The sequence below is a fragment of the Pelomonas margarita genome (genome assembly GCF_043555875.1).
Classification (GTDB): Bacteria; Pseudomonadota; Gammaproteobacteria; order Burkholderiales; family Burkholderiaceae_C; genus Pelomonas; species Pelomonas margarita.
In genome coordinates, this window is the sequence record NZ_JBIGHW010000056.1 from 1 (window position 1) to 787 (window position 787).

Here is a 787-nt window from a genome sequence, read left to right on the forward strand (position 1 = left end):
CCTCGACCCAGGCAGAACTCGTAGATCACGCCCGGGTGTGGGTCGTGATGACTGCGCGCCCAGGCCCAGACGTACGCCTTCTTCGTCTTGCCGGCGCCCGGGTCCAGCAGCGGCACCGGCGTCTCGTCAGCATGCAGCACCCGGCAGCCCAGGATGAAGGCCCGGTGCAGCTCATACAGCGGCCCCAGGCTCGCACCGCCCGCGCCACCCCAGCTGGCCAGCGTGGAGCGCGGCGTGTGCACGCCCGAGCGCGCGTTGATCGGCTCTTGGCGGTAGTAAGGCAGGTGGTCGACGAAGCGGCTGATCAGCGTGTGGGCCACCAGGCCGGCCGCCGGGATGCCGCCGTCGACGACGTCGGGCTCGGCGGGTTCCTGGTGCAATTGCTGGCAGCACCGGCAGGCCCACTTGCCGTAGATGTGACGGTGCACGAAGAACTTGGCCGGCACGATGTCCAGCTTCTCGCTCACGTCCTCGCCGATGCGCTGCATGGGTTGGCGGCAGTCGGCGTTGGGGCAGTGGGTGTCCTCGGGCTCGTGGCGGTGCTCCACGCGCTCCAGGTGCGCGGGCAGCGCCTGGCGCCGCGGCTTGCGCGGGGGTGCCTTGGGCGTCTTGGGCGCCTCAGGCAGGCCGCGCTGCAGTTCGGCCAACTTCGCGCGCAGACTGGCCTCGTCCTCGGCCAGGGCTTCGGCGAACAGCAGCCGCTGCGCGGCGGTCATGGCCTCGGTCTTGGCGTCGAACTGCCAGCGGCGCAACCGGGCAAGCTCGAAGTTGAGCTTGTCGATCTTGG

The 787-nt window shown here is 70.5% G+C and carries 1 protein-coding gene; it reads right to left on the minus strand.

Annotated features, from left to right (window positions below; all coding sequences use genetic code 11):
• A partial coding sequence (locus ACG0Z3_RS23205) for an IS66 family transposase (RefSeq protein ID WP_394402423.1) occupies nucleotides 1-787 on the minus strand: 787 nt, incomplete at both ends.